This window comes from Streptomyces sp. NPDC040405, assembly GCF_055595765.1.
This window is the reverse complement of record NZ_JBVIVI010000012.1, coordinates 44,220-63,969: the sequence shown is the minus strand read 5'-3', so window position 1 is coordinate 63,969 and position 19,750 is coordinate 44,220. Positions and strand designations below refer to the sequence as shown.

16 protein-coding genes are annotated in these 19,750 nt (G+C 72.2%); 8 read left to right on the top strand and 8 right to left on the bottom strand.

From position 1 onward, the window contains the following. Nucleotides 1–408 precede the first annotated feature (408 nt). Nucleotides 409–2,052, bottom strand: coding sequence for an amidohydrolase (locus tag ACZ59A_RS36365; RefSeq protein ID WP_470967820.1), 1,644 nt, complete (start codon nucleotides 2,050–2,052; stop codon nucleotides 409–411). An 82-nt stretch (nucleotides 2,053–2,134) separates the two neighbouring features. Then, nucleotides 2,135–2,575: an Lrp/AsnC family transcriptional regulator gene (locus ACZ59A_RS36360; RefSeq protein ID WP_216341691.1), complete on the bottom strand. Its 441-nt coding sequence runs from the start codon at nucleotides 2,573–2,575 to the stop codon at nucleotides 2,135–2,137. A gap of 160 nt (nucleotides 2,576–2,735) precedes the next feature. Between ACZ59A_RS36360 and ACZ59A_RS36355 the strand changes: the two genes are divergently transcribed. Beyond that, entirely contained in the window at nucleotides 2,736–3,167 is a 432-nt protein-coding gene (locus ACZ59A_RS36355) for a hypothetical protein (protein WP_470967818.1), read from the top strand. Nucleotides 3,168–3,239: 72 nt separating this feature from the next. Here ACZ59A_RS36355 and ACZ59A_RS36350 read toward each other — a convergent pair whose 3' ends face one another. After that, nucleotides 3,240–4,412 carry an acyl-CoA dehydrogenase family protein gene (locus tag ACZ59A_RS36350; protein WP_470967816.1) on the bottom strand — a complete coding sequence of 391 codons (1,173 nt, stop codon included), beginning with the start codon at nucleotides 4,410–4,412 and terminating at the stop codon, nucleotides 3,240–3,242. A gap of 347 nt (nucleotides 4,413–4,759) precedes the next feature. Here ACZ59A_RS36350 and ACZ59A_RS36345 point away from each other — a divergent pair, with 347 nt between their 5' ends. From ACZ59A_RS36345 to ACZ59A_RS36325, 5 genes are all read left to right on the top strand, one after another. Further along, nucleotides 4,760–6,013 (top strand): glycoside hydrolase family 18 protein, encoded by a 1,254-nt coding sequence (locus tag ACZ59A_RS36345; protein ID WP_470967813.1) that lies wholly within the window; start codon nucleotides 4,760–4,762, stop codon nucleotides 6,011–6,013. A gap of 269 nt (nucleotides 6,014–6,282) precedes the next feature. Next, complete coding sequence (locus ACZ59A_RS36340) at nucleotides 6,283–6,438, top strand: hypothetical protein (RefSeq protein ID WP_470967811.1); 156 nt, start codon at nucleotides 6,283–6,285, stop codon at nucleotides 6,436–6,438. A 44-nt stretch (nucleotides 6,439–6,482) separates the two neighbouring features. Then, entirely contained in the window at nucleotides 6,483–7,835 is a 1,353-nt protein-coding gene (locus ACZ59A_RS36335) for a GAF domain-containing protein (protein WP_470967808.1), read from the top strand. A 68-nt stretch (nucleotides 7,836–7,903) separates the two neighbouring features. After that, nucleotides 7,904–9,427, top strand: coding sequence for an aldehyde dehydrogenase (gene adh / locus ACZ59A_RS36330; RefSeq protein WP_470967806.1), 1,524 nt, complete (start codon nucleotides 7,904–7,906; stop codon nucleotides 9,425–9,427). Between the two features lie 59 nt (nucleotides 9,428–9,486). Continuing rightward, on the top strand, nucleotides 9,487–9,861 hold the full coding sequence (locus tag ACZ59A_RS36325; protein WP_470967803.1) for a DUF779 domain-containing protein: 375 nt from the start codon (nucleotides 9,487–9,489) through the stop codon (nucleotides 9,859–9,861). 52 nt (nucleotides 9,862–9,913) lie between these two features. Here the strand turns inward: ACZ59A_RS36325 and ACZ59A_RS36320 are convergent, their stop codons facing one another. The 3 genes from ACZ59A_RS36320 to ACZ59A_RS36310 form a co-directional block, all read right to left on the bottom strand. Next, complete coding sequence (locus ACZ59A_RS36320) at nucleotides 9,914–12,094, bottom strand: putative bifunctional diguanylate cyclase/phosphodiesterase (protein ID WP_470967801.1); 2,181 nt, start codon at nucleotides 12,092–12,094, stop codon at nucleotides 9,914–9,916. A 399-nt stretch (nucleotides 12,095–12,493) separates the two neighbouring features. Beyond that, a complete protein-coding gene (locus tag ACZ59A_RS36315; protein ID WP_470967798.1) occupies nucleotides 12,494–13,102 on the bottom strand; it encodes an Hsp20/alpha crystallin family protein in 609 nt (202 codons plus the stop codon). 35 nt (nucleotides 13,103–13,137) lie between these two features. Beyond that, the gene (locus ACZ59A_RS36310) at nucleotides 13,138–13,401 is read right to left on the bottom strand and encodes a UBP-type zinc finger domain-containing protein (RefSeq protein ID WP_470967796.1); all 264 of its coding nucleotides are present in this window, start codon (nucleotides 13,399–13,401) and stop codon (nucleotides 13,138–13,140) included. A 245-nt stretch (nucleotides 13,402–13,646) separates the two neighbouring features. Between ACZ59A_RS36310 and ACZ59A_RS36305 the strand changes: the two genes are divergently transcribed. Next, the gene (locus ACZ59A_RS36305) at nucleotides 13,647–15,377 is read left to right on the top strand and encodes a PucR family transcriptional regulator (RefSeq protein ID WP_470967793.1); all 1,731 of its coding nucleotides are present in this window, start codon (nucleotides 13,647–13,649) and stop codon (nucleotides 15,375–15,377) included. A gap of 28 nt (nucleotides 15,378–15,405) precedes the next feature. Further along, nucleotides 15,406–16,044 (top strand): HhH-GDP family DNA glycosylase, encoded by a 639-nt coding sequence (locus tag ACZ59A_RS36300; protein ID WP_470967791.1) that lies wholly within the window; start codon nucleotides 15,406–15,408, stop codon nucleotides 16,042–16,044. A gap of 15 nt (nucleotides 16,045–16,059) precedes the next feature. Here ACZ59A_RS36300 and ACZ59A_RS36295 read toward each other — a convergent pair whose 3' ends face one another. Both ACZ59A_RS36295 and ACZ59A_RS36290 read right to left on the bottom strand, forming a co-directional pair. Then, a complete protein-coding gene (locus tag ACZ59A_RS36295) occupies nucleotides 16,060–16,806 on the bottom strand; it encodes a CPBP family glutamic-type intramembrane protease (RefSeq protein WP_470967789.1) in 747 nt (248 codons plus the stop codon). Nucleotides 16,807–16,844: 38 nt separating this feature from the next. Continuing rightward, complete coding sequence (locus tag ACZ59A_RS36290) at nucleotides 16,845–19,448, bottom strand: ATP-binding protein (RefSeq protein WP_470967786.1); 2,604 nt, start codon at nucleotides 19,446–19,448, stop codon at nucleotides 16,845–16,847. Nucleotides 19,449–19,750 lie beyond the last annotated feature (302 nt).

The following is a 19,750-nucleotide window of genomic DNA, read 5'->3' as shown; positions in this document are numbered from 1 at the left end:
TCCGCCGTGTGCGTGCGGATGGGGGCCCGACGCCCTTCGGGCCGGCCTGGGACCCGCTGGCTGCGGGTCGACCGAGAGCCGTTGTCTACTGAGCGTCCGGGCCCCTCCCGGGTCGCACCTGCCGACCCGGCGACCCTTCCTCGCCCCCGTGCGCTGGACCTGGCTCCCAGTGGTGACGGCCTGGGCGGCGCGTCTCCCTCTGGCCCAGCGGCGTTCGACGACTGCGTGAAGATTCCCCGGTCGGGTGTCCAGTGGTGGACGGGGCCGAACCTACCGGCCACCGACCGGACCCTGTCAACAGTCGCATGACCTGCGTGGTTTCCTCAAATGACCAGGTCAGTACGGACAATGTTCAGCTGCCGCGACAGGCCGGTGGCACATCGTTCGGCGGTACGCGGCGCGGTCGCGTCACTCGTCCGGACGGCTGTGCACGGTGCGTCCGCCCACCACCGTGCGCACGCACACGGGCAGTTGGCGACCGGGGGTGAGGTCGGGCAGCCCGGGCGTGCCGGAGCGCGGATCGGTCGACCAGCCCGCCACCCGCGTGTCGGGGACCTGGACGACGAGTTCCCCGGTGCGCCACACCGCGTAGTCGGCGGGCGCGCCGGGCACCAGGACGCCCGCGTCGTCCCGTCCGATGGCCCGCCAGCCGCCGCGGGTGTGGGCGGTGAAGGCGGCGCGGGCGGAGACGCGGTGCTCGGGGGTGCGGTGGAAGGCGGCGGCGCGCACGGTGCCCCACGGGTCCAGCGGGGTGACGGGGCTGTCGGAGCCGAGCGCGAGGGGCACTCCGGCGCGCAGCAGCGCCGCGTACGGGTTGAGGGTGCGGGCCCGCTCGGGGCCGAGGCGCGCCGCGTACATGCCCTCCTCGCCGCCCCAGGCGGCGTCGAAGGCGGGCTGGACGGAGGCGGTGAGGCCGAGGTCGGCGAAGGCGGCGATGGCCTCGGGGGTGAGCATCTCGGCGTGTTCGACGCGGTGCCGGGCGGCGCGGACCCGGGCCAGGCCCACCTTGTCGGCGGCGGCCCGTACGCCCTCGACGACGGCGGACACGGCAGCGTCGCCGATCGCGTGGAACCCGGCCTGGACGCCGCCCTCGGTGCAGACGGCGACATGGGCGGCGACGGCGGCCGCGTCCAGATAGGCGGTGCCGGTGTGCGGCGCGTCGGCGTAGGGCTCGTGGAGGCAGGCGGTGTGGGAGCCGAGGGAGCCGTCCACGAAGAGGTCTCCGGCGGCGCCCGCGGCGCCCAGCGCGCGCACCTTCGCCAGATCGGCGGCGCCGGTCACGGCCTCGGCCCAGTAGCCGTGGACCCGGGGTCCTGGCTCCTCGGCGGCGAGCCGCAGCAGCCCGGTGAGGTCGTCCTCGCCGGAGATGCCGGGGCCCGCGCATTCGTGGACCGACCCGATGCCCACCGAGGCGGCGTGGGCGAGGGCGGCGCGCTGGGCGTCCTCGCGCTGCCGCGCCGTCACGCTCGCGTACGCGGCGGCGCGTACGGCGTGGTGGGCGTCGGCGGTCAGCGGCGCGTCGGGGCGGTAGCCGGTGCGTGCGGTGATGTCCGGGACGCGGTCGAGCAGCGCGGTGGTGACCACCGCGGAGTGCACGTCGGACCGGCTGAGGTAGCAGGGCCGGCCGCCGGTGGCCTCGTCCAGTTCGGCGCGGGAGGGCGGGCGGCCCCCGGGCCAGCCGCTGGCGTCCCAGCCATGGCCGAGAAGCATCTGCTCGGCGGGGTGGTCGGCGGCGTACACACGGACCCGCTCCAGCGCGTCGGCGAGGGTGGGCGCGCCCGTCAGATCGAGGCCGGTCAGGGCGAGTCCGGTGGCGGTCGTGTGCACATGCGCATCGGTGAACGCGGGGGTGACCAGCGCCCCGTCCAGCCGCACCACCTCGTCCACGCCGTCCGCGAAGCCGTCCGCGGCGCCCTCGGAGCCGACCCAGGCGATGGTGTCGCCCTCGACGATCATCGCGGTCGCGAACGGGTCGGCGGGGCTGTGCACCTCGCCTCCGCGCAGCAGGACGGTACGGCCTTCATCGGCCTGGGCGGGGGTCGGGTCGTTCACGGCGGGCTGCCTCGCGGGGTCGGTTTTCGGACGTTCCGGGCGCCGGGGAGCTACCTGTCCGGCCGGGCCCGTACGGGGTCGGTCAGACGCGCGGCGGGCGCGACTCGTACGGAGTGGACAGGACGACGGTGGTGCGGGTGGAGACACCGGCCAGCGAACGGATCCGGCTGAGCAGATGCTCCAGCTCCAGCGGGGTGGCGACCCGCACCTTGAGGATGTAGTTCTCGTCGCCCGCGACGCTGTGGCACGCCTCGATCTCGGGCACCTCGGCGAGCCGCTCGGAGATGTCGTCGGGCGCGCTGGGGTCGAAGGGTTTGACCGAGATGAAGGCGGTCAGGGGCAACCCCACGGCCTCCGGGTCCACGACCGCCGCGTAACCGCGGATCACACCCCGCTGTTCGAGACGGCGGACTCGCTGATGCACGGCCGATGTGGACAGGCCGGTGGCCTTGCCCAGGTCCGTGTAGCTCATCCGCCCGTCCTTGACGAGCAGCTCCACGATTTGTCTGTCCAACTCCTCCACAGCCGATCACCTTATGTGGTCGGAGGCGTCTCAGCACAGCGGGCGCACCCCGCGGATCGGCTCCGTACGCACCGCATCTGCACGGGGCATGTGACGAACACCACATCTCCTCATGGGTGTCCTATGGGATGCGGCGATTACCTATGCGGCGGCAAGGGAAATGCTTGCTGTGGTCGAGGCCGACGCGCCTGGCCAGCCCACCCGAGGGGGAAATCTCATGCCCTACGTTGAGCGCCTCGACGAAGGCGACGTCGAAACCTACGAGACGTACGAAATGTTCCGGGTCACCTGCCCGGACTGCGCGCAGCCCATCGCCCTGCTCGCGGACGAGGACGTTCTCCCGGAGCACGCGCTGTGCCCGTCTCCGTGGAACCCGTTCGGACTGACGGTGTGCGCCGGTACGGGGCGCGGGGTGGCGGACGCCGTCGCCGCCGACGCCTCGCTCGACGCCCACGAGCAGGACGCGGCGCTGCTGCTGACGCTGCCGGAGGGCCTCGACTGGCGGAAGCAGCCGTTCTCGCACATCGGCGGCCCGGGCTCGCGCCCGATCAGCACGCCGATGACGGTGCGCCACGCCGCGTCCCACGCGTAGCACCCACGCAAACGGAGGGGGCCCGGCAGTGCCGCGCCCCCCGACCGCTCACCTACCGGCTTCCGCCGGTCTCTACCGGCTCTCCGGACCCGCGACGCTGCGTGCGATGACCACGCGCTGGATCTGGTTGGTGCCCTCCACGATCTGCAGGACCTTGGCCTCGCGCATATAGCGCTCGACCGGGAAGTCCGCCGTGTAGCCGTAGCCGCCGAACAGCTGGACCGCGTCGGTGGTGACGCGCATCGCGGTGTCGGTGCAGAACAGCTTCGCCATGGCCGCCTGCTTGGAGAACGGCCGCCCCGTGTCCCGCAGCCGGGCGGCGGCCAGGTAGAGGGCGCGCCCGGCCTCGATCTGGGTGGCCATGTCGGCCAGCATGAAGCGCAGCCCCTGGAAGTCGGCTATCGGATGGCCGAACTGCTTGCGCTGCGCGGTGTACGCGAGCGCCTCGTCCAGCGCCGCCTGCGCGAGGCCGATCGCGCAGGCCGCGATGCCCAGCCGGCCCGCGTCGAGGGCGGACAGGGCGATGGCGAAGCCCTGGCCCTCCTCGCCGATCCGGCGGCCGTCGGGGACCCGGACCCGGTCGAGGTGGATCTGCGCGGTGGGCGACCCGTTCATGCCCATCTTGCGCTCGGGGGCGGCGGCGGACAGCCCGGGCGCGTCGCCGGGCACCAGGAACGCGCTGATGCCCCGGGTGCGCTCGGGGCCGGTGCGGGCGAGGACGGTGTAGAAGTCGGCGATGCCGCCGTGGGTGATCCACGCCTTGCCGCCCTCCAGCGTCCAGCTGTCGCCCTCCCGGGTGGCCCGGGTGGTGAGGGCGGCGGCATCGGACCCGGAGGAGGGCTCGGAGAGGCAGTACGCCCCGAGCAGCCCGCCGCCGAGCATCGCCGGCAGGTGCTCGGCCAGCTGCTCCTTGCTGCCGTACCCGGCGAGGCCGTGACAGGCCAGGGTGTGGACGCTGACGCCGAGGCCGACGGTGAGCCGGGCCGCGGCCAGCTCCTCCAGGACCTGGAGGTAGACCCCGTACGGCTGCCCCCCGCCGCCGAACTCCTCGGGGTAGACCAGCCCCAGCAGCCCCGATTCGGACAGCAGGGCGAACAGTTCGCGGGGGAAATGCCCCGCGGCCTCCTCCTCGGCGGCGCGGGGGCGGATCTCCCGCTCGGTCAGCTCGCGGACGAGCGAAATCAGGTCGCGGGCTTCCTCAGTGGGCAGTTCGCGTTCCACCGGCTGCGGGCCGTGGTCGGTCATGGCGGCGCTCTCCTCTCCCTGTAGGCGCGGCGGCGGCATGCGCGCCCGGTGGGGCGGCGCCGCCCGTGTCCTGCCTCATCGCCGGTCGTCCCGCCGGATTGCGAACGGGTGATGACCTGCACCGTGGCGGTTGGAGTATGCCCGATCCGGGGGCCCTCGTCACCGGTGTATCGATCTTCAACAAAGTTCGCCCGTCCGGGTGTTGCCCGGATGGGATTGGCCCAGACCATTGACCCCACTGGTCTAGTCCTTCTACCGTTCTCCCACCCTGCCCTGCGCGTGCATGTCAATATCGGGACAGGTCGTCGGGCACTTCATCTCCCCTCACCCCCCACCGAGGAGAACCCATGCTCAGACCACGCGGACTGCGTGCCGCTCTCGCGGCCCTCTCGACGGCGGTACTGACCGCCACCCTGCTGGCGGGCGCGGCGACGGCCAGCCCCGGCGCCGCCCCGGCTGCGGCATCCCCCACCACCGCCAAGGCTCCGGAGGCGGCCGGCAACAAGGTCGTCGGCTACTTCACCGAATGGGGCATCTACCAGCGGAACTACCACGTCAAGAACGTGGAGACCTCCGGCTCCGCCGCCAAGCTCACCCACATCAACTATGCCTTCGGCAACGTCACCGGCGGCAAATGCGCGATAGGTGACGCCTACGCCGACTACGACAAGGCGTACGACGCGGCGGGCAGCGTCGACGGCAAGGCCGACACCTGGGACGCGGGCGCCCTGCGCGGCAACTTCAACCAGCTGCGCAAGCTCAAGAAGCTCCACCCGAACCTCAAGGTCCTGTGGTCCTTCGGCGGCTGGACCTGGTCGTCCGGGTTCGGCGAGGCGGCCAAGAACCCCGCGGCCTTCGCCGAGTCCTGCTACAACCTGGTCGAGGACCCGCGCTGGGCGGACGTCTTCGACGGCATCGACATCGACTGGGAGTACCCCAACGCCTGCGGCAACACCTGCGACACCAGCGGCCGGGCCGCGTTCAAGAACGTGATGTCCGCGATGCGCGCCAAGTTCGGCCAGAACAACCTGGTCACCGCCGCGATCACGGCCGACGCCTCGTCCGGCGGCAAGATCGACGCCGCCGACTACGCGGGCGCCGCGAGTTACGTGGACTGGTACAACCCGATGACGTACGACTTCTTCGGCGCCTGGGCGGCCCAGGGCCCGACCGCCCCGCACTCGCCCCTCACCTCCTACAGCGGCCTGCCCCAGCAGGGCTTCTACACCGACGCCGCGATCCAGAAGCTCAAGGGGCTCGGCGTCCCGGCCTCGAAGCTGCTGCTGGGCGTCGGCTTCTACGGACGCGGCTGGACCGGCGTCAGCCAGGCCGCCCCCGGCGGCACCGCGACCGGCGCCGCGCCGGGTACGTACGAGGCGGGCATCGAGGACTACAAGGTGCTCAAGAGCAAGTGCCCGGCCACCGGCACGGTCGCCGGAACGGCCTACGCGAAGTGCGGCAACGAGTGGTGGAGCTACGACACCCCCGCCACCATCGCCGGGAAGATGACCTACAAGCAGCAGCAGGGCCTCGGCGGCACCTTCTTCTGGGAGCTGAGCGGCGATACCACCGGCGGAGAGCTGATCAAGGCGATCAGCTGAGGTATCAACCGACGTAAACGATCAGCTGACGGAGCCGGGAGCCATGTGCTCCCGGCTCCTTCGTACCCGCCAGTAGCCACGCGCGCAAGCGCCTCTCGCACATGCCTCACGCATGCGCCGAAAACCCGCGCTCCGCTGAACCGATCCGGCACCGCAGCCGTATCGCAACGCGGCTTGTTCTGACTATTGCGGGGCATCCGCCTCACAAGGAAATCTGAGCGCTGGGGTGGCCCTGACCGGCCCGTTGCGCATGAACCAAAGGATCGATCATGAGTTCCGAGCAGTGCCCGAGCTGTGGCGGCCAACTCGCCGTCAACCAGGACGGGTGGAAGATCTGCCACTCCTGCGGCTACGCCTCACCGCCCGGCTACGCGCCCGCCCCCGCGCTCAGCAGCTGCACCGTCCTCACCTCCCCGCCCACCTGACCCTCCGTCCCACCCGACCCTTTCGTACCGTTGAGCGAGGCCCCGTGGTCAATCCCTGGCTGGCGATGGCATCCGGCACCGATCCGGCGGAGCGCACCCGCGCGGTGCGCCGCGCGCACGAGGCGTTCCTGACGGAGGGAGCCGTGGGCCCGACCGTCCGCCCGGTGGTGGCGGACTCCTGGCGCCGCTCGGCCGACGCCCGGGTGACGCAGGAGTGCGTGGCACCGATCGATCTGACCGACGACGCGCTGGAGGCGTACCGCGCGGACCATCCGCTGGCCGGGGTGATGCCGCTCTTCCGCGAGCTGCTGGGAAGCATCGCGCACGACGGCGCCCATCTCCTCGCGGTCTGCGACCACCTCGGCCGCATGCTGTGGGTGGAGGGGCACAGCGGCGTACGGCACCGGGCCGAGCGGATGAACTTCGTGGCCGGGGCGCGCTGGGACGAGCGCCACGCCGGGACCAACGCCCCCGGTACCGCGCTCACCGTCGACCACGCGGTGCAGATTTTCGCCACGGAGCACTTCAACCGCAGCGTGCAGCCGTGGACCTGCGCCGCGGCGCCCCTCCACGACCCGCACTCCGGGCGGCTGCTGGGCGCGGTGGACCTCACCGGCGGCGACCATCTGGCCGCCCCGCACAGCCTCGCCCTGGTCCAGGCGACCGCCCGCGCCGCCGAGGCGCAGCTCGCAGCCCTGGCGCCCCCGGCGCGCGGGCCGCGCGTCGCACTGACGGCGCTGGGCCGCGACGAGGCGCTGCTGGTCACCGAGGGGCACCGGCTGCGGCTCGGGCGGCGGCACAGCGAGATCATGGTGCTGCTCGCGGGCCATCCGGAGGGCCTGAGCGGCGACCGCCTGGCGCTGGAGCTGTACGGGCCGCGGGCCGACCACCGCTCGCCGGTGACGCTGCGCGCCGAGCTGTCCCGGCTGCGGCGGCTGGTAGGCCCGCTGCTGGGCTCGCGCCCGTACCGGCTGTGCGCGCCGGTGCGGACCGATGTGAGCGCGGCGGCCGAGGACCTGGCGGCCGGAGAGGTGTCCACGGCGCTGCGGGCGTATCCGGGCCCGCTGCTGCCGATGTCGGAGGCGCCCGGGGTGTGCCGGATGCGGCGGACGCTGGAGGACGGGCTGCGGCGGGCCGTGCTGTCCCGCGGCGACCCGGAGCTGCTGCGGCGCTGGGCGCAGACACCGTGGGGCGAGGACGACCTCGAGGTGGCGGAAGCGCTGCTGGCCGCCCATCCGCCGCACTCCCCCGGCCGGACGGCCCCGGCGGCGCGGGTGCGGCGGCTGCGCGAGGTGTACGGCCTGGCGGGCGGCGGCATGGACGGCGGCGCCCGGGACACCGGTCACCGTGAAGCCGGTCACAGGGACGCAACGTCGGCGCAACGTTGCCGCGTCTAGCCTCCCCTCATCTCCGCCCGTCCCGTCGGCGGGCGGAGCCCGCAGGTACGACAGGGAAGGCCGCCCCCATGACGCGTTACGCAAACCCCGGCTCCGAGGGATCGGTTGTCACCTACCAGCCGCGCTACGACCACTGGATCGGCGGCGAGTACGTACCGCCCGCCAAGGGCCGCTACTTCGAGAACCCCACCCCGGTCAACGGGCAGCCGTTCACCGAGATCGCCCGGGGCACCGCCGAGGACGTCGAGCGGGCCCTGGACGCCGCGCACGCGGCCGCGCCCGCCTGGGGCCGTACCGCGCCCGCCGAGCGCGCCGCGGTGCTGCTGAAGATCGCCGACCGCATGGAGCAGCATCTCGAAGAGCTGGCGGTCGCGGAGAGCTGGGAGAACGGCAAGCCGGTACGGGAGACCCTGGCCGCCGACATCCCGCTGGCCATCGACCACTTCCGCTACTTCGCGGGGGTGATCCGGGCCCAGGAGGGCAGCCTCTCCGAGATCGACGACGACACGGTCGCCTACCACTTCCACGAGCCGCTGGGCGTGGTCGCCCAGATCATCCCGTGGAACTTCCCGATCCTGATGGCCACCTGGAAGCTCGCCCCGGCGCTGGCCGCGGGCAACGCGGTGGTCATCAAGCCCGCCGAACAGACGCCCGCCTCGCTCCACGTCTGGATGAACCGGGTGGCCGACCTGCTGCCCCCGGGCGTCGTCAACATCATCAACGGCTTCGGGGTGGAGGCCGGAAAGCCGCTGGCCTCCAACCCGCGCATCGCCAAGGTCGCCTTCACCGGCGAGACCACCACCGGCCGGCTGATCATGCAGTACGCGAGCGAGAACCTGATCCCGGTCACCCTCGAACTCGGCGGCAAGAGCCCGAACATCTTCTTCGACGACGTCTCGGCCGCCGACGACGACTTCCTCGACAAGGCCCTCGAGGGCTTCACGATGTTCGCCCTCAACCAGGGCGAGGTGTGCACGTGTCCGTCGCGTGCGCTGATCCAGGACGGCCACTACCAGGACTTCATGGACGCGGCCGTGGCCCGTACGGAGAAGATCACCCAGGGCCATCCGCTGGACACCGACACCATGATGGGCGCTCAGGCGTCCAACGACCAGCTGGAGAAGATCCTCTCCTACCTGGACATCGGCAAGCAGGAGGGCGCCCGCGTCCTCACCGGCGGCACCCGCGCCGAGCTGGGCGGCGAGCTGGAGGGCGGCTACTACGTGCGCCCCACCATCTTCGAGGGCGGCAACCACATGCGCGTCTTCCAGGAGGAGATCTTCGGGCCGGTGGTGGCCGTGGCCCGGTTCGCGGACTTCTCGGACGCGATCGAGATCGCCAACGACACGCTGTACGGGCTGGGCGCGGGCGTCTGGACCCGGAACGGCACGGCCGCGTACCGGGCCGGACGGGCGATCCAGGCGGGCCGGGTGTGGACGAACTGCTACCACGCCTACCCGGCGCACGCCGCCTTCGGCGGGTACAAGCAGTCGGGGATCGGCCGCGAGACCCACAAGATGATGCTGGACCACTACCAGCAGACGAAGAACCTGCTGGTCAGCTACTCCCCCAAGAAGCTGGGCTTCTTCTAGACCGGCCGGTAGCCATGACAACGTGGCCGTGACGACGTGACCGTGACGACGGAGAAGTGATGACGGAGATCTCACGCATCGCCCTGACCGAGTCCGCCGCCGACCTGATCCGGCGGCTGCGGGCCGAGCACGGGCCGCTGATGTTCCATCAGTCGGGCGGCTGCTGCGACGGCAGCGCGCCCATGTGCTTCCCGCTGGGCGAGTTCCGTACGGGCGCGTCCGATGTGCTGCTCGGCGAGCTGGAAGTGGCCGGGGTCGAGGAGCCGGTGGGCTTCTGGATGTCCGCGTCGCAGTTCGAGCGGTGGCGGCATACGCATCTGACGGTGGACGTGGTGCCGGGACGCGGCAGCGGCTTCTCGCTGGAGGCGCCGGAGGGCGTCCGCTTCCTGATCCGCTCCCGGCTGCTGGACGCGCCGGAGCAGGGCGCGCCGTAGGCCGTAGGAGGACACGCGGGCGGGCCGGGCGACCGGCCCGCCCGTACGGCGGTCAGCTGGCGTCGGCCAGTGCCAGGGTGTGCAGCCGCTCCGGGGGGCCGGGGCGGGCGTAGTACCAGCCCTGGGCGGTGTCGCAGCCCAGCATCCGCAGATGCTCGGCCTGCACCGCCGTCTCGACGCCCTCCACCGTGACCGCCAGGTCGAGCGTGTGGGCCAGCGAGACGATGCCCTCAACGATCTTGACGTCGACGGGGTCGGCGGGGGCGCGCTGCATACCGCGGGTGAAGGAGCGGTCCAGCTTGAGGGTGCTGACGGGGAGACGGCGCAGGTAGGAGAGGTTGGAGTAGCCGGTGCCGAAGTCGTCCAGGGCGATGTCCACGCCCAGGTCGGCGAGTTGCCGCAGCGGCCGCAGGGCGTCCTCGTCGGCGCCGATGAGGTCGTTCTCGGTGACCTCCAGGCACAGGGCGCTCGGGCACAGCCCGGCGTTCTCCAGGACCGCCACGGTGTCGGACACCAGCGTGGGATGGCTCAGCTGGCAGGGCGACAGATTGACGTTGACCCGCAGCCGCTCGGCCTCGCCCTCAGCGCCGTCCTGCCAGTCGCGGGCCTGCCGGGCGGCCTGCTCCAGCACCCAGCGGCCGAGCGGCACGATGAGGCCGGTGTCCTCGGCGAGCGGGATGAACTGGTCGGGGCCGAGCACCCCGTGCACCGGGTGGAGCCAGCGCACCAGCGCCTCCGCGCCGCGTACGGTGCCGTCGGTGAGCCGTACCAGCGGCTGGTACTCGATGAAGAACTCGCCGTTCTCCAGGGCGGACGGCAGCCCGTTGCTGAGGCTGTGACGGGCGATCACCCGGGCGCTCTCGTCGGCGTCGGCGAGTTCGTAGCGGTTGCCGCCCGCGGCCTTGGCCCGGTACATGGTGATGTCGGCGCTGCGCAGCACCTCGGCCCGGCAGATCTCCCCGGCCCGCCCGTCGACGACGCCGATGCTGGCCCGTACCCGCAGCTCACGGCCCTCGACCTGGACGGGGTCGACGAGCGCGGCGAGCATCCGGCGGGCCATCGCGGTGCCGTCCGCCTGCGCGGCGGGCCCGGTGACCAGCGCCAGGAACTCGTCGCCGCCGACCCGGGCGATCAGCTCGTGCGGGGAGGTCACGCACCCCTGCAGCCGCTCGGCGACGGCCCGCAGCATCCGGTCCCCCGCCACGTGCCCAAGGCTGTCGTTGACGGCCTTGAAGCCGTCGAGGTCCAGGTAGCACACGCCGAAGCGCTGGGCGTCGGCCGCGGCGGCGAGCACCTGGTCGAGGCGTTCCAGGAACAGCGTGCGGTTGGGCAGCCCGGTCAGCTCATCATGGGTGGCCTCGTAGCGCAGCCGCTCGCGCAGCAGCCGGTGCTCGGTGATGTCCTCGGCGAGCGCGAGCTGATACTGGGGCGCACCGCCGGAGTCACGGAGCAGGGTGACGGTGAGATTGGTCCACAGCACGCTGCCGTCGTCGCGGTAGTGCGGCTTCTCGATGCGGAAGTGGTCGCGCTCGCCCGTGACCAGCTCGCGGTACAGCTCGTGGACGCCCGGGGCGTCGTCGGGGTGGACGAACTCGGTGACGTTGCGGCCGGGGCGGAAGAAGGAGGCGCCGCCGAACATCCTGGCCATCGCGTCGTTGACGACGAGGACTTCGCCGTCGAGTCCGGCGATCCCCACGCCGATCACCGCGCCCTCGAACACGGCCTGGAACTTGGCCTCGCTCGCGTGCAGCGCCTTCTCGGCCTCCAGGCGCGCGGTCAGCGCGGCGCGGGAGACGGCCTTCCGCTCGTCGCGCTCACGTTCGCGCAGCTCCCGGACGAAACCGGCGGCGAGTGCGTGCTGAAGGCGGGCGCAGCGGGCCCGTACGTCCTCGTCGCTCATCGACGGGTGCGGCGGGGAGTAGAGCACCAGGTACGCGTCGATGATGCCCAGGATCGCGGGCAGCGCCTCGGGCTCGTCGCACTGGGCGTCCACCAGCGCGGCGCCCACCTCGTAGGCGTCGGCGGTGTCGAAGGGGTCGGTGTGCAGGGCCTCGCTCAGCCGGCGGGCGAGCGGCAGCAGATAGCCCGCGAACTGGTCGAGGGACATGGCGGTGGCCGCCATCGGGTGGACGGCCCGGCTCCAGATGGCCGCGAACCGCCGCAGCCCGTCGTCGTCCGCCTCGTCGTCCCCGGCACCGTCGCGAGGTCTCGGCCCACCCGGCGTCGAGGTCATATCGCGGTCCTCGCCGGGGGGACGCCACCTGGGGCTGGTCCGTCCTCGCCTGTGGCGTCGATGTCCGCGCCTGTGGTGTAGATGCCCGCCGGCCGCCAGGTGGCCTTCAAGTCCCGCACTTCCTTCGCCCTCTTCCGGCTTCCGGGGCCGCCCTCGGGGTCGTCCGCGTCCTCGGGGCAGTGGAGCACGACGAAGAGCGGCAGGGCAACCCGCTGCTGAGGCGAGATTACTGATCAACCGTTGGCTGAGGAAAGGAAAAATGGACATTGACCATCCGGATGTGGCCGCGGAGCCGGGAGAAGCCGGGAGAAGCCGGGCATCGCCACGGCGGCGCCCGGATGGGGCGCCGCCGTGACGAGGTGGGTTCAAGGGGCTTCGGGTTGGGGTTCCGGGTGGGGTTCAGCGGTCGCGACTGCGGAACCCCCAGCCGGATGTACGGGTCTCATCGGCCCCTTGGGCCTCGGTGCCCTCGGTGGCCTCATCCGTCACTCGCGTTCTCCCGGCTTCGGCCTGCTGCCCGCCCGCGGTCTCCCCGCTCTCGGTGATCGCGATATGACGGGGTTTCACGGCCTCCGCCTTCGGGACGGTGATGGTGAGCACACCGTCGGCCATCCCGGCCTTGACGGCCGCGGTGTCGACCTCGGCGGGCAGCAGCATCCGGTACTCGAACCGCCCGGTGCGGCGGGTGCTGCGGCGCAGCACGCCCTCGCGCTCGCGTTCCCCGATCTCGCCGGAGACGGTCAGCTCCTGGCCGCTCACCTCCACGTCCACGTCGTCACGCCGGACGCCGGGAAGGTCGACTTCGACCCGGTAGGCGTCGTCGGCCTCGCTGACGTCGGCGGCGGGTGCCCACGCGGAGAGGGCGGGTGCGGCGGCGCCGACGGTGGATTCGAGGAGTCCGCCCATCTGGCTGAGCAGTTCGTCGAATTCCGCCAGGGGGTTGCGGCTCCAGCCCCGGGGGCGTTCGAGGGGGCCTGCGCCCCGTTGTCGTCGGACGGGCATGCTCATCGTCCTTCACCTCCGTGGTGATGGTTGTCGGCAGGTCAGACCAGGGCCTCGTGGATGTAGCACCACCGCCATTCCTCGCCCGCCTCGAAGGGCTCGACCATGGGATGGCTCGCCACGGCCGCATGGGCGCGGGCGTGCTTGAGCGGCGAGGAGTCGCAGCAGCCGACGTGTCCGCAGGTCAGGCAGAGCCGCAGATGCACCCAGGGCGATCCCAGGCGCAGGCACTCCTCACACCCCTGCGGGGTGTGCGGGGCGACCGGGCGCACCATGGACAGATGGGGGTCGGGCTCGGCGGCCATGGCGTTCACCCTCCTCGTTGCCGGGTCATGGGCCGGGCCATCGGCGGGGACCATTGGCCGGACCATTGGCGGGACGGAGGCCCACGCCGTCAGGGTGACAAGGCGGGACGGGGGTGCGCCTGCCTCCCCGAGGTCGAAATGACGACCCTGAATTCGCCCTCTTGCGGTGATTCGCCCTTATTCGGGTACTCCGGCACGGAGTGAGGCCGAGGAGGCAGAGCGCCGAGGACGCCCGGAGTGACCGCATGGCCCCAACAGGTGTCGCCGATGAGCTGATGCTGCGCTGTCTGACCATGTTCGACAGCCGGGACGAGACGGAGATACTGCGCCGGGCGATGGCCCAGGTCAGTACCGTCGGCCCGGGCCGCGCCGAAGCGGGCTATCTGCTGCTCGGCGACGGCTTGGTGCGCTGCCCGGACGACGGCTTCCGGGCGACCGCGGCCCTGGACGCGCGGGTACGGGAGCTGGCGGGCCGGGACGGGCCGGTGCGCTTCCCCCGGCGGGGCTGGGGGTGGGCGTTCGCCCTGCGGGAGCCGGACGGGCAGGGGACGCGGGATGGATTGTGCGAGCCGGACGGGCTGCGGGCAGCGGATGGGCTGCGTACGCCCGACGGATTGCGCGGCGCGCTGGTGGTCAGCTCCCGGGACCGGCCGGGCGAGGACGAGCGGTTCCTGCTGTCCCTCCTGGTGCACCAGACCTCCGCGGCGCTGTCCATCGCCGCCGCCCACCGCCGTGAGCGCGCCCAGGCCGCCGAGCTGCGCCGGGCCCGGGGCGAGCGGGAGGCGATCCGGCGGCGGCTGGACCGCTCCCTGACCGACCTGGGCCATCTGCACGAGGTGCACGACGCCCTCGCCCGGGCCGCCGCCCGCGGCGACGGGGAGGCGGGGATCGCCCGGGCGCTGCACCGGGTCACCGGTCTGCCCGCCGCCGTCGAGGACCGGTTCGGCAATCTGCGGGCCTGGGCGGGGCCCGGGCGCCCCGATCCGTACCCCAAGCCCGATCCGGCGCAGCGCGAGGAGCTGCTGCGCGACGCCGCCCGCCGGGCCCGCCCGGCCCGGGTGCGGGACCGGCTGGTCGCAGTCGCCGCGCCGCGGGGCGAGCCGCTGGGTGCGCTGTGCCTGGTGGACCCCGAGGGCCGGGCCGACGAGCGGGCCGTACGCGCCCTGGACCACGCCGCGGCCGCGCTCGCCCTGGAGCTGGCGCATCTGCGGGAGCTGGCCGAACTGGAGCTGCGGCTGCGGCGCGAGCTGGTGGACGACCTGCTCATGGGCGCGGACGACACCAGCGCCTACGCCCGCGCCGAGGCGGTCGGCCACGATCTGCACGGCCCGCACCATGTGGTCGCCGTGCGCTGGGCGGACGGACCGGCGGACGACGGGTTCGTGCGCGCGGTCGGCCGGGCGGCCTCGGGGCTGGGGCTGCGGGTGCTGCCGACGCGCCGTTCCGGTACGGCGGTGCTGGTGGCGCGGGGCCGTCCGGCCGAGCACGCGCTGCACACGGCACTCAGCCGGGAGCTGGGCTCACCGGCCGGGGCGGTCGGGGTCGGCGGCTGCTGCGACGCCCCGCATGAGGTACCCCGTTCGTATCAGGAGGCGCTGCGCGCGCTGGAGGTCCGGCAGGGCTCGCACAGCGCGTACGGCATCACCTTCTTCGACGACCTGGGCCTGTACCGCATTCTGCGTACCGGAAAGGATCAGCGGGAGGTGGAGCAGTTCGTACGGGAGTGGCTGGGCCCGCTGCTGGACTACGACGCGCTGCACCGGACGACCCTGGTCCAGACGCTGACCGCGTACTTCGACCGCGGCGGCAACTACAGCGAGACGGCCGCCGCCCTGGTCATCCACCGCTCCACGCTGCGCTACCGGCTCCAGCGGATCCGCGAGATCAGCGGCAGCGATCTGACGGACGTGGACAGCAGGCTCAACCTCCAGGTGGCCACCCGCATCTGGAAGATCATGCACAGCGACCCGGACTGAGTCGCGCCCCGAGGAGGTGGTCTTGACGATGAGCGAGCAGGACAGGCACACGAGCGTGGTGCGCAGTCTGCTGGACCGGCAGGGCACGACGTACGCGGCCGAGGCCGGAATCACCCTGCGGAACACCCCCGGCCCCCTCTACCAGCTGCTGGTACTGGCCCATCTGCTCTCCGCCCGGATCAAGGCGGACATCGCGGTGGCCTCCGCGCGCGCCCTCTTCGACGCCGGGATGCGCGATCCGCGGAGGATGGCCGACGCCACCTGGCAGCAGCGGGTCGACGCGCTGGGCGAGGGCGGCTACCGCCGTTACGACGAGCGGACCGCGACCCAGCTCGGCGAGGCGGCCGAGCTGCTGCTGCGCGAGTACCAGGGAGACCTGCGGCGGCTGCGCGACGCCGGGGACCCGCGGAAACTGCTGCGGGAGATCACCGGCATCGGACCGGCCGGGGTCGACATCTTCCTGCGGGAGGCGCAGGGCGTGTGGCCGGAGTTCGCCCCGTACATCGACCGGAAGGCGCAGCAGGGCGCCGAGCGCGTCGGCCTGCCGAAGAGCGCCGCGTCCCTGGAGAAGCTGGTGCCCGGCAAGGACCTCCCCCGGCTCGCCGCGGCCCTGGTCCGGGTGGCGCTCCACGGCGACGCCGCCCAGGAGGTGCGCGCCGCCGCGTAGCCCGGTGCCGCGGCGTCAGCCGGGCGCCCCGGCCCGCTCGGGGCGCGTGCCGTAGCGCCGCACCAGCCACACCCCGTACGCCACGTAGAAGACGTACACGACCGCCTCCCACCAGTCCGGAGCCGCACCCGGCGAACGGATCTGGAAGAAGTCGTCCAGCATATGGACGAGAACCAGGGGCCAGACGGAGCCGATCGCGTAGCGCAGCGCGGCGCAGGCGAAGCCGAAGAACCCAGCGGAGAGCATCTGCCACAGCGTGTCGTCCAACGAGGCGCCGAAGAACAGGTAGTTCTGGAAGTGGCCGACGCCGAACAGCACGCCGACGCCGACCGCCGCGCGCATCGCCCCGAGCGGGCCGAGCACCTGCTGCACCAGGCCCCGGCTGTAGGTCTCCTCGTTGATGCCCACCCACAGCAACGACACCAGCGAGCCGACGATCACGCTCGCGCTGCCCTCGATGCCCGCGACCGCGTACGAACACGCGACGAGAAGCATGGGCACGCCCAGCCACCAGCGCCGCCCCCTCCCGAGCGTCCCCACCCCCGCCGCCCGCAGCCACCCCCACCGCCACAGCACGCACCAGACGGCCACGAAGCAGACCGCGTTGACCACGGTGGCGCCGAGGTCGGGAAACCAGGACGGCGCCAGCGGAGGCAGGATCACCTTGGCGAACAACACCAGCACCACATGCCAGGCGAGCGTCAACTCGACGGATCCCCAGAGCGGATGGCGCGCGACATGGCCTTTCCACCGGCTCCCCACGGTCCGAGGATAGCGGCGGCGACCACGAGACCGCCCGGTCAGCTCATGGTGTCGCGCCCGTTGCCCGCGTGGAGCAGGACCCTCAGCGCGGCGGTCTCCTCCTGCGTGCTCTCCAGCTCGCGGAAGATGAGGATCGCCTTCTTCGCCGCATCCACGGCCTCCTGGAACCGGCGCAACTCGATCAAGGCGACACCGCGGTTGGTGAGCGCCACGGCTTCCCCATAGCGGTCCCCGGTCTCCTGGAGGATTCCGACGGCCCTGGCCCCGGCGCGGGCCGCCTCCTCGTACCGGTTCAGTTCCAGCAGCACCGCCGCCCTTTTCTCCTCGGCTTCCGCTTCACCGTGGCGTTCCGAGACCTCCTGGTAGATGGCGGCGGCTTCGGCATGGGCGGCGACGGCTGCCTCGTACCGTCCCGTCTCCCTGAGGGCCGTCCCAACGTTGTTACGGACGTCGGCTTCCGACTTGCGGTCCCCGGTCTGCCGGAAGAGATCGGTGGCCCGGTCGTGGGCTTCGAAGGCCCGGGCAAGTTCCCCCGTCCTCCACAGCGCGCAGCCGAGGTTGTTCAGGGCGATTCCTTCGCCGTGGGGATCGCCGCTCTCGTGGAGCATGTCGGCGGCCAGCGTGTGCTCGGCCACCGCCTCGTCGGGGCGGTCGAGCGCGGCAAGGGCCAGCCCGAGGTTGGTGTGGGCCAGGCCCTCACCGTGGCGGTCATGGGTGTCACGGAAGGCTTCGATGCCCCCGGTGAGGACACCGATGGCCTCCTCCGGCCGGTGCGCCCGTATCAGGCACAGGCCAAGGCTGTTGCGCGCCACGGCTTCACGATGACGGTCACCCGTCGCCTGTGGGAGCTCGGCCGCCAGTGCGTGAGCCTCCAGAGCCTCGTCGATGCGCCACAGCTGCATCAGGGTGTTGCCGAGGTTGGTGAGGGCGTAGGACTGGCCGTCGTGGTCACCGAGTTCGCCGAAAATCCGCACGGCCGCCCGGTACCCCTGAACGGCCTCCTCGAATTGGCGTAGTTCGCTCCGGCTACCGGCCACGCTGTTGAGCGATTCGGCCATTCCCTGCTGGTCGCCGAGCTTTCTCTTGATGCCCAGCGCCCAGCTGTGCGCCTTGATGGCGTCTTCGAAGCGCCGGGCCGCGGCCAGTGCCGCACCGTAGTTGCCCAGGGCGGCGGCCATGCTTTCGTGCGCCTCGTCCATGGGGCACAGGCCCAGCGCGGTCGTGCTGACCTCGATCCAGTCGCCAACGTGGCGCCGACGGTCGAAGTACCGAGTGAGTGCGAAGGCCAGGTTGCCGCTGACGTCGGGCCGCCCCTGAGCGTGGGCCGTGTGGACCGTGGCGACGAGATTGGGGCGCTCCGCATCCAGCCAGTCCAGGGCCGCCGCGAGATCCGGGAACCGCCCCGCGGCTTCGTGACCGGGCTGGAAGTGGCTGTCAGCAGCCTCGGTGGTGCGGTGGTAGTGATCGAAGAGGCGGCCGAGTGCCTCCATCGGCCGGTCGTCCTCGATCCGGGCCCGGCCTTGCTCATGGGCGAACAGCCGGACCAGATCGTGCAGGCGCCAACGGCCGTAGGAGACGCCGTGGCTCACGAGATGAGCCCGGGCGAGATCGTCGAGGATCTCCTGCACGTCGTCGGGCGCTCCCCCGAAGAGGCAGGCCGCGGCCTCGGTGGCCAGGTCGGGCCCCTGGCCGAGGGACAGAAGCCGGAACAGCCGCGCCTGGTCAGGGGCCAGGGCCCGGTAGGAAAGGTCGAAGGCGGCCCGCACGGCCGTATCGGTACGGCGGCTGAGACGGTCCAGACGGCGGTGGGTGTCCTCCAGCATCCGGACAAGGTCGGCCAGGGGCCGGTCGGCGGCTTCGGCGAGCTGTGCCGCGACGACCCGCAGGGCGAGGGGTAACCCGGCGCACAGCTCGGTGAGCCTGACAGCCTGCGCGGGCTCCGCGGCCACCCGGCCATCACCCGGAGCGGCTCGACGGAGCACGGTGCGGATCAGCTCGACACCGTCCGTGGGCTCGAGTACGTCAAGATCGCGCAGCCGCTCGCCCAGGTGAAAGGTGAGGGTATGGCGGGAGGTGACCAGGACGGCGGTGGTGTCATCGGAGGGCAGCAGTGCCCGGACCTGCTCGCTGCTGGAGGCGTTGTCCAGCACGATGAGCATGCGCCGGCCCTGGTCGCCGTAGCCCTTGAGGATGGTGCGGTACAGCGCGCCGAGGCTCTCCTCATCCGTGGTGAGGTGCTCGGCCGGGACGGCAAGACGGCGCAGCAGCACGTCCAGAGCCTTGTCCGGCGTCAGACGACGTTCGTCGTCGTAGCCGAACAGGTTCAGGAACAGCACACCGCCGGGAAACCAGCCGGGTTCGGCGAGTGCGCGGCAGGCCGCCTGCAACGCAAGCTCGGACTTGCCGACCCCGCCCAGGCCGGTCAGCACCGTGATCGAGCCGCCCGCTCCGCCCGGCGTGCCCTGTCGGCCGGGGGCCAAGCGGCCAAGGATCTCGTCCAGTTGGCCGTCGCGGCCGACGAAGGCGGGCGTGACGGGCGGCAGCCCGCCGGTCGCCGAGGTGACGACCGGTGGCAGATGCAGATGGATGGTGCGGCCCTGGACCACCGCGTTCAGATAGACCCCACCGCTGATCTGGTTCACCACGGACCCACCGCCCAGCGATGCACCCCCCGGAGAAACACCCTCCCGGCCCCCGGCCCTGTGCCACCAACGCCCCATGACATTCCCCCCGTCAACCGGATTGAGCACCCGAATCAGACGATAGAGGAACTCGCCCTGCCGAAACCTGACTTCGCCGGTGAATCGACCGCAGGTTCCGCCCGGGTGGCGCTCGTGGTCGGCGATGTCGTCGGCCTCGGGCTTCTGCACGCGGCGCCTGGATTCCGGAACCGCCTCCGGCATGGCGCCGGAGGCGGTTCGTGGGCGGGGATGCAGCGTGTGGG